The organism is Chryseobacterium contaminans (assembly GCF_001684955.1).
GTDB classification, from domain to species: Bacteria; Bacteroidota; Bacteroidia; order Flavobacteriales; family Weeksellaceae; genus Chryseobacterium; species Chryseobacterium contaminans.
This window is the reverse complement of record NZ_MAYF01000073.1, coordinates 1-8,172: the sequence shown is the minus strand read 5'-3', so window position 1 is coordinate 8,172 and position 8,172 is coordinate 1. Positions and strand designations below refer to the sequence as shown.

At 36.7% G+C, this 8,172-nt stretch carries 10 protein-coding genes; 1 reads left to right on the top strand and 9 read right to left on the bottom strand.

Features of this window, described 5'->3' with window-relative positions:
* Window positions 1-53 precede the first annotated feature (53 nt).
* The 5 genes from BBH99_RS06045 to BBH99_RS06025 form a co-directional block, all read right to left on the bottom strand.
* A complete protein-coding gene (locus BBH99_RS06045) occupies window positions 54-425 on the bottom strand; it encodes a hypothetical protein (protein ID WP_083188758.1) in 372 nt (123 codons plus the stop codon).
* Between the two features lie 3 nt (window positions 426-428).
* Window positions 429-1,103: a superoxide dismutase gene (locus BBH99_RS06040; protein WP_066693340.1), complete on the bottom strand. Its 675-nt coding sequence runs from the start codon at window positions 1,101-1,103 to the stop codon at window positions 429-431.
* 134 nt (window positions 1,104-1,237) lie between these two features.
* Window positions 1,238-1,915 (bottom strand): SCO family protein, encoded by a 678-nt coding sequence (locus BBH99_RS06035; protein ID WP_066693345.1) that lies wholly within the window; start codon window positions 1,913-1,915, stop codon window positions 1,238-1,240.
* Window positions 1,902-2,153, bottom strand: a complete 252-nt coding sequence (locus tag BBH99_RS06030) for a YHS domain-containing protein (protein WP_228390747.1) — start codon at window positions 2,151-2,153, stop codon at window positions 1,902-1,904. The genes BBH99_RS06035 and BBH99_RS06030 overlap by 14 nt, the downstream gene beginning before the upstream one ends.
* A gap of 203 nt (window positions 2,154-2,356) precedes the next feature.
* Window positions 2,357-2,719, bottom strand: coding sequence for a hypothetical protein (locus tag BBH99_RS06025; protein ID WP_066693333.1), 363 nt, complete (start codon window positions 2,717-2,719; stop codon window positions 2,357-2,359).
* 227 nt (window positions 2,720-2,946) lie between these two features.
* On the opposite strand from BBH99_RS06025, the gene BBH99_RS06020 reads away from it, so the two are divergent.
* A complete protein-coding gene (locus tag BBH99_RS06020; RefSeq protein ID WP_066693331.1) occupies window positions 2,947-3,465 on the top strand; it encodes a GNAT family N-acetyltransferase in 519 nt (172 codons plus the stop codon).
* A 287-nt stretch (window positions 3,466-3,752) separates the two neighbouring features.
* Here BBH99_RS06020 and BBH99_RS06015 read toward each other — a convergent pair whose 3' ends face one another.
* The 4 genes from BBH99_RS06015 to BBH99_RS06000 are packed head-to-tail and all read right to left on the bottom strand — an operon-like array spanning window position 3,753 to window position 8,022.
* Window positions 3,753-5,744 carry a heavy metal translocating P-type ATPase gene (locus BBH99_RS06015; protein WP_066693327.1) on the bottom strand — a complete coding sequence of 664 codons (1,992 nt, stop codon included), beginning with the start codon at window positions 5,742-5,744 and terminating at the stop codon, window positions 3,753-3,755.
* A 44-nt stretch (window positions 5,745-5,788) separates the two neighbouring features.
* Window positions 5,789-6,208 carry a Fur family transcriptional regulator gene (locus tag BBH99_RS06010; protein WP_066693324.1) on the bottom strand — a complete coding sequence of 140 codons (420 nt, stop codon included), beginning with the start codon at window positions 6,206-6,208 and terminating at the stop codon, window positions 5,789-5,791.
* Between the two features lie 18 nt (window positions 6,209-6,226).
* On the bottom strand, window positions 6,227-7,129 hold the full coding sequence (locus tag BBH99_RS06005; protein ID WP_066693321.1) for a cation diffusion facilitator family transporter: 903 nt from the start codon (window positions 7,127-7,129) through the stop codon (window positions 6,227-6,229).
* Window positions 7,130-7,143: 14 nt separating this feature from the next.
* Window positions 7,144-8,022: a bestrophin family protein gene (locus BBH99_RS06000; RefSeq protein WP_066693319.1), complete on the bottom strand. Its 879-nt coding sequence runs from the start codon at window positions 8,020-8,022 to the stop codon at window positions 7,144-7,146.
* Window positions 8,023-8,172: the final 150 nt, after the last annotated feature.

Below are 8,172 nucleotides of genomic sequence, written 5' to 3'. Positions count from 1 at the left end.
TTGATATAGGTATCTTAAATAAACTTTTGTGGTTAATTTTCTATAGGAGAATACTAAAAAACCGGTGGTTTGAAAATGTGTTTCAGAAACAGAAAAGAATAAGCTGTTTCGTAGATGAAATTGGTATTGGAAACTATAGTTTTTTCTTGGTGAACGACCTCTGTAATTTCAGGCAGGGTATACATATCAAGAATTTTCTGCCCTAAATTCTTTGCTTTATTGAAAGGAGTAGATTCTGCATCAACATTGGTTTTTGCCACCTCTTTGCTCAAATAACATTTTCCATTACAGTGAAGCTCCGGTTTACTTTTGTTAACACAGAGTGTATTAACGATATAATTATAATTTACAGCATACTCAGCCAGTGGCATCAGAGGTCTGAACACCATATAACCAATAAAAAGTATGCTGTAAATTAATTTCATGAATTATTTCTTGCTTAAAGCTTCATCATATCTTTTGCTGACTTCTTTCCAGTTCAGCACATTCCAGATTGCAGAAAGGTAATCAGCTCTTTTGTTCTGGTATTTCAGATAATAGGCATGCTCCCAAACATCAATTCCCAGGATAGGAGTTCCTTTTTCTTCTACAATATCCATCAATGGATTATCCTGGTTAGGCGTAGAAGAAACGAAAAGTTTACCATTCTTATCCACAGAAAGCCAAGCCCAACCTGATCCGAAACGGTCTGCACCTGCTTTACTCATCTTTTCTTTGAAAGCATCCATGCTTCCAAAAGTTTCAGTAATAGCCTTTGCTAATTTTGCAGAAGGCTGGGTATTCTTCTCCGGAGTAAGGATTGTCCAGAAAAGCTCGTGGTTATAGTGCCCACCGGCATTATTTCTTACTGCAGGGCTTAATTTTGAAGTCTCGGAAAGAATTTTAATCAAAGTTTCTTTTTCCTGTGGAGTTCCTGCAATCGCCTTATTCAAGTTGGCCGCATACGCTGCACCATGCTTTGAATAATGGATTTCCATGGTTTGTGCATCAATTGATCCTTCCAATGCATTATAAGCATAAGGTAAAGGAGTCTGCTTAAATTGTGCCAGTGTAAACTGGGCCGCGAATACTGCTCCTAAAGCAGCTATTTTCATAATCTTCATAATGTTTTGTTATATGGTTAAACAATATTCTGTTAAAGGATGGAAGCCTGAGGCTGGAAGATGGAAGTAATTGAAATTAAAAAACGACTACGCACCACTTAATGACCAGTACTTCCAGCTTCCTTTCTTCCCTCCTAATTCAATAACTTCTTAATATCCTCAATCAGGATCTCTCTGTCCGGATGATATTTCCCGTTTAGCTTCGGTACTTTTCCTTCCGGATCTTCGTAATTCAATCCAGAATAATAAAGGATTGGCATATTTTCTTTGTTGTACCTGCAACGGATATTTCCTTTTTCATCTACCAGAGCTATCATTCCGCTGTGATTAAGACTTTCCGCCTCATCTTCCTTGTCACCTACATAAATATTAAACTGATCTGCAAGCTTACCGATATAAGTTCTGTCACCTGTCAGAAAATGCCAATTGGGAGATTTTGCTCCTATTCTTTGAGCATGTTCCTTCAATGCTTCCGGGGTATCGTTTTCAGGATCAATACTGATGGAAACAATTCCAAAATCAGGACTGTTGATCTGGTTTTGAATTGCTTTCATATTGGTATTCATCACCGGGCAGATGGTAGGGCATTTGCTAAAGAAAAATTCTACCAGATACACTTTTCCCAACATGTCTTTATTGGTAATTTTTTTACCGTTCTGATCTGTCAGTTCAAAGTCTGGAACCTTCATCACCGTGTAAAGATTCTTTTTAAAATAACTCATTCCAACTCCTATTCCTAAGAACAGTAAAGCAAAAACTGCAATGGGAATAATGATCTTGCTCTTGTTATTTTTCTGATTATTTTTGGGCATAATTTTCAGGATTTTTCTTGAATTCATCTTTACAATACGAACTACAGAAGCCATATACCTTAGCTTTGTATACTGCTGTATCTTTTAAAGAACCTGCCGTTTTCATGTGACAGATAGGATCTTCTTCATTCACTACCTGAACATTTTTTATATTTTCTCCGGAAGAATCCATATGACTTGCATGTTTTACCTGCGGCTCTTTTGCACAGGAAAACAGGGTAATTGACAGCAGCGCCATCAAAATAAATTGAGATTTCATTTAATAATCAATTGAAATTAATAGTATTGAATACAATTATGGGGCTAAACAGCTCATCACCATAACCTAATAATCAGTTGAAATTATATAAACTCCAATTAACAAAGCTTTTTAGGTTAATCCGTAATGAATTGTTTAAATGATTTTTAGCTAAAACTAAAATATTAGTTCAATATAAAATATTAAACTAAAGGAGGATGGAATATCCTGGAAAAATAGTCTGAAGAATGGGAATCAAAATAATATGAATCCGGAGTTGCATCCTGTAATTCAGTATCTTTTTTATCTGAAAAAGAAAGAATCTCATGAGAAAGAAAAACATCCAGTCCGGCAATCTTTATCGTCTGTGAACTATTGGATTGCTTTTCAGTTTTTGCGAGTTCTTTTTTTACATAGCATTTGCCTTTACAGGTAGACAGAGGGATTTCCCTGTTTTCACATAGGTTTTTCACTATATAATCATAATTTACCGCATAGTTGATCAATGGCAGAACAGGACGTACTGCAACTGTAAAAATGATAAATATGGAAATAAATAATCTCAATTCTTCAGTTCTGTGTTACAAATATACCACTTCAAAATTGTTTTCTGTTCTATTTATGATGAATGTCATTAATGATATTTTAATAAGACTACGATCTGCGAAATCAGCAAAATCTGCGTGAGCTATTTATCCTTAAAACCTGTACCCTATAAAATTAATAAAACTGTATCTGTTATCATGATCATTTTATAACGAACTTTGATCATAAAGCTTCAGAATTTTATCGTATGATTCAGATCAGAACTGCAACTCCAGAAGATGCACAACATATTGCATTGCTGGGCAGAATAACTTTCACCGAAACTTTTTCAGAACATTTCCGGGATCCACAGGATTTGTTTGATTATTTTGAACGGACCTTCAACGTTGCTAAAATCAGAAACAGTATTCAGAATCCTAACAATAAATTCTGGATCGCATTCTGGAACGAACTTCCTATTGGATATGCGAAACTGAAAGTACATTCTCCCACTGAGTTTATTGATTCTTCTGCTGTTTCTCAACTGCAAAAGATCTATATACTTAAAGAGTTTTTAGATAAAAAAGCAGGAAAAGCATTGATGGATGAACTGATGACTTCTTTTGAAAATTCTGATCAGCAATATATCTGGCTATCTGTTCTGAACTCTAATGAGAGGGCATTACAGTTTTATGATAAAAATGGTTTTTCAAAGGTTGGAGAGCATCAGTTCAGCATAGGAAAAGAGGATTTTGATTTCTTTGCCTTGTCAAAACAAAAAATTTAGTTCTTTATAAAAGTTTAATCTTGTTAAGCTCTGTTGTTTTTCGGCAGGGCTTTTTCGTTGGAATACGCAAGGGCGATAAGAGTTTTTAAAAGATCATGTTTTTAAGATGCAAGGATTTTATCTGCGATAAAATTGAATACCGCTTTTTTTTTGCCACCAATCCACGAATGATTTTTTATACAGACTACATCGGTACATGGACAAACTTTGCGTTTTCCAACAAAAAGACTCCGCTGTTACCAGCAGAGCCTTCGTTAATATAATATAGCCGTATGTTTTCTGAGTTTCTAAAATTTCATTCTCTGAATTCTCACTGCATTTAAAATTGCCAGTAAAGCTACTCCCACATCTGCAAATACTGCTTCCCACATGGTTGCCAAACCACCTGCACCTAATACAAGAACTACAGCTTTTACAGCGAAAGCAAGGATAATATTCTGCCAAACAATCTTTTTCGTCTGCTTACCGATATTAATCGCCATAGGAATCTTACTTGGTTTATCATCCTGGATCACCACATCTGCGGTCTCAATGGTGGCATCACTTCCTAAGCCTCCCATTGCAATTCCTACATCACTTAAAGCCACTACCGGAGCGTCATTCACTCCGTCTCCTACGAAAGCTACCGTCTGGTTTTTGGCTTTGATTTCTTTTACTTTATTCACTTTATCTTCCGGCAGCAGATCTCCGAATGCATTATCAATACCCAACTGATCGGCTACATATTTCACAACAGTCCCTTTATCTCCACTTAACATAGTAGCTTTTACACCCATTTTATGAAGGTTATCAACAGTTTCTTTGGCATCTGCTTTAATACTGTCTGCAATGGTGATATAACCTGCAAACTTCTTATCATACGCTACTGCAATAACCGTGTACACAATATTAGCATGGTTGATGTCATAACTGATATTGAATTTATCCATTAATTTGAAGTTCCCTACCAGAAGCTCTTTTCCATTGACAGTAGCCTTTAATCCATGGCCGGCAATTTCTTCTACATTCTCCATTGGAATGGAATAATTGATGTCTCCAGCATAATTATGAATTGCCGTGGCTACAGGGTGTGTACTTTTACTTTCCAGCAGATTAACCAGCTGCATGATTTCGTCTTTATTAAAGTCAGGGTTAATGCTTACTTCCTGAACTTTGAAGACTCCTTCTGTCATGGTTCCGGTTTTATCCATCACTACATTCTGAATCTCTGCAATGCTGTCCAGGAAATTGCTTCCTTTGAATAAAATTCCGTTTCGACTGGCTGCCCCAATTCCTCCGAAGTATCCTAATGGAATAGAGATCACCAAAGCACAAGGGCATGAGATCACAAGGAAGATCAATGCTCTGTACAACCAATCTCTGAACTGGTAGTCACTCACAAAGAAATAAGGTAAAAGAGTAATTCCTATGGCCAGAAATACAACAATCGGAGTGTATACTTTTGCAAATTTTCTGATGAATAATTCAGTAGGCGCTTTCTGAGCAGTAGCGTTCTGAACCAGTTCTAATATTTTGCTTAATTTACTGTCTTCATAAGCTGTAGTTATCTTTACCAGGGCAATACTGTTCATATTGATCATCCCTGCCAATACCACTTCACCTTTATTTTTGGTATCCGGCTTACTTTCACCGGTTAAAGCTGCTGTATTGAATGATGCTGAATCAGACAACAGTTCTCCATCTAATGCCAGTTTTTCACCTGGTTTCAGCTGAATGACATCGCCCACTTTTGCTTCTTTTGCTTTGATGGTTTTAGGCTGATTACTATCCATAATCGTAACCTCATCAGGTCTCTGATCCAGTAAAGCTTTGATATTTCCTTTGGCTCTGGTTACTGCCATTGATTGGAAAACCTCTCCTACTGCATAAAACAGCATCACCGCAACACCTTCAGGATACTCTCCGATGGCAAAAGCTCCGATGGTAGCAATACTCATCAGAAAAAATTCTGAGAATACATCTCCTTTGATAATACTTTTATAAGCATCTTTCAGCACTGGAAATCCTACAGGGATATAAGCGGCCAGAAACCAAACTAATCGTACCCATCCTGCAAACCATGCAGGTTTTATATAATTGTCAAACGCAATTCCTAATAATAAAATAACAAAGGAAATAATCGCCGGAAGAAACATTTGAAAGATACTCTGATCTCCTGTATCATGAGAATGACCATGTCCGTCGTGATCGTGGTCATGATCATGCCCATCTCCGCCTGAATGATTATGTTGATGTCCTTTTGTTTCTTTTTCCGGGGTTGTACTACAACATTTTTCCATAACTGATATTTTTATACAAATTTAAGGGTGAGACTGATGCAATGCTATTGCAAACTTTCCAGACAATTTTCACAGATTCCTTTAGCAAAAAGCCTTATTTCATCAATTCTGAAATTGGTCTGTATATTTTCAGGAAAGGAAATATCTTCTTTACAGGTGGTTTGCTTGCATATTTTGCAATAGAAATGGAGATGCCAGTCTTTATGGGTTTTCTCATCACAGTCATCATCACACAATTTGTATTTTGTTGTCGTATTCTCCTGTATACTATGGACGATTCCTTTTTCTTCAAAGGTTTTTAAAGTTCTGTAAATCGTAATTCGATCTGCATTTTCAAAGTGATTTTCTATCTCGGACAAAGACAAGGCTGCCTCCTGTGAGCTTAAAAAATCATATACCAGAATCCTCATGCTTGTAGGTTTGGTATTTTTATCGATGAGTTTGTTTTCTATATCTTTTTTCATTGGTATTCCTTTAAAATATTACAGATGTACTTCATTTTCTTCATATCCTTCTTCTTCAATCTGAAACGTGGTATGGCTTATTTTAAAATTTCCAACCGTTGTATCGGTCAGTGCTTTTAATAATTGATTCTGAGAGATACCACTGTCTTTCACAACATGAGCACTCATTGCATTGACACTGGAAGTCAGAGACCATACATGAAGATCATGAACATTTTTTACTCCCGGAATCTGCTCAAGAGATTTACGGAGTTCATGAATGTCAACATCATTCGGGGTTCCTTCCAGCAAAACATTGATAGCTTCTTTTAACAGTCTCCAAGTTCTTGGGAATATTAGTAATCCGATGGCTGTGGAAATCAATGGATCTGCATAATACCAGCCTGTTGTCAGCATAATAACTCCGGCAATCATCACACCAACAGAGGTCAGCATATCGGAAAGCACTTCAAAATAAGCACCTTTCATATTCAAACTTCCTTCTGAGTCTTTTCTGAGAATCATCATACCAGCAACATTCACCAACAATCCAATTCCAGCTACAATCAACATAGATTTACTCTGTATTTCTGGTGGATTCTGAAACCGTTGGTAAGCTTCAAACAATACATATATTGAGATTCCCAACAAAACAACGGCATTAATAACTGCTGCTAATATCTCGGTACGGTAATATCCGTAGGTTCTTGAAGGATCTGCTTTTTTCTCTCCTATCTTTATGGCTATAAATGCCAGCAATAAGCCTACAACATCGGTTAACATGTGCGCTGCATCAGCTAATAATGCAAGACTGTTCGTTACAATTCCGCCTATGACCTCAGCAATAAGATAAGTTCCGCTAAGGCAAAGCACAATCAGCAAGTTCTTTTTATGTCTGCTTGCTGCGGAGGGAGTTTGTATTTGTGTTTTGGTATTTTCCATAGCGAATGGCTTAATTACATTTCATAATAAGTTGTGTTTTCTTTTTTAGGAGAAACATTTTGTTCTCCGATCATTTGCCTGATATTGATCTCTATGGTTTGTGCCAGAGAGGTCACTGGAGTATCTACCGGCCTGTTTTCAAAAGGGTCCTGCATCATGATTGAAGTCTTTTCAATGGTGATGAACACGATCGGAATCAGGAAAGTGATGAGAATCTCTATCACCAGTTGAGAATCATCCAATCCAAATGGTAATATGATGGCAAAGACATAGATCAACGTATGAACCAGAATGCTGTAAGACCTTGGAAATACCGTATTCTTTAATCTTTCACATTTCCCCATACTGTCACAAAGCCTGGTTACCATATCATTCAGCTGCATCTGTTGAAAATCTGTCAGTTTTGAAGCTCCTATCTCTTTAAGCTGTCTGGAATGAGCATCTAAAAGGGCGTTCGGAACATTGACAGCACTGATCTGATTTTCTTTCAAATAGTTTTGAACTTTATCTGAAAAAGGTAGTTTTCTCAATGATTCTCCCAAAGCATAGGTCCAGATGATCTGTCTCTCGGCGAACTCTCTGATGGTTTTATGATCTTCAGCAGGTAAAAACTGGATGACCAACCTTATGAAGCTTCTGGAATCATTCACAATGGCTCCCCAAACGGTTCTTGCTTCCCACCATCTTTCATAAGACTGAGAGGTTCTGAATGCCAGCAGCAATGATACTGCTGTTCCCAAAAGTGCAGGAATATTCAAGGGTAATGAAATTTTCCGGAACCATGGCAGCATATCCAAAAGTCCAATGGCTACGGCAAATATTCCAATGAACAGAATCTGAGATTTTATTTCACGGATGAAATACCAGACTGATATTTTTTTGTTTAATAGCATAAAAGGGCATGTATTACATATTATAAAAACATTATTTTTAAACCACAAAAGTCACAAAAGCATTTATTTTAAACACTTTAGTTCACTTAAGCAAGTAAAAAATGAGACCTTGTAAAAGTTCATATAAGATGAAAACCTTAGATTTTCAAA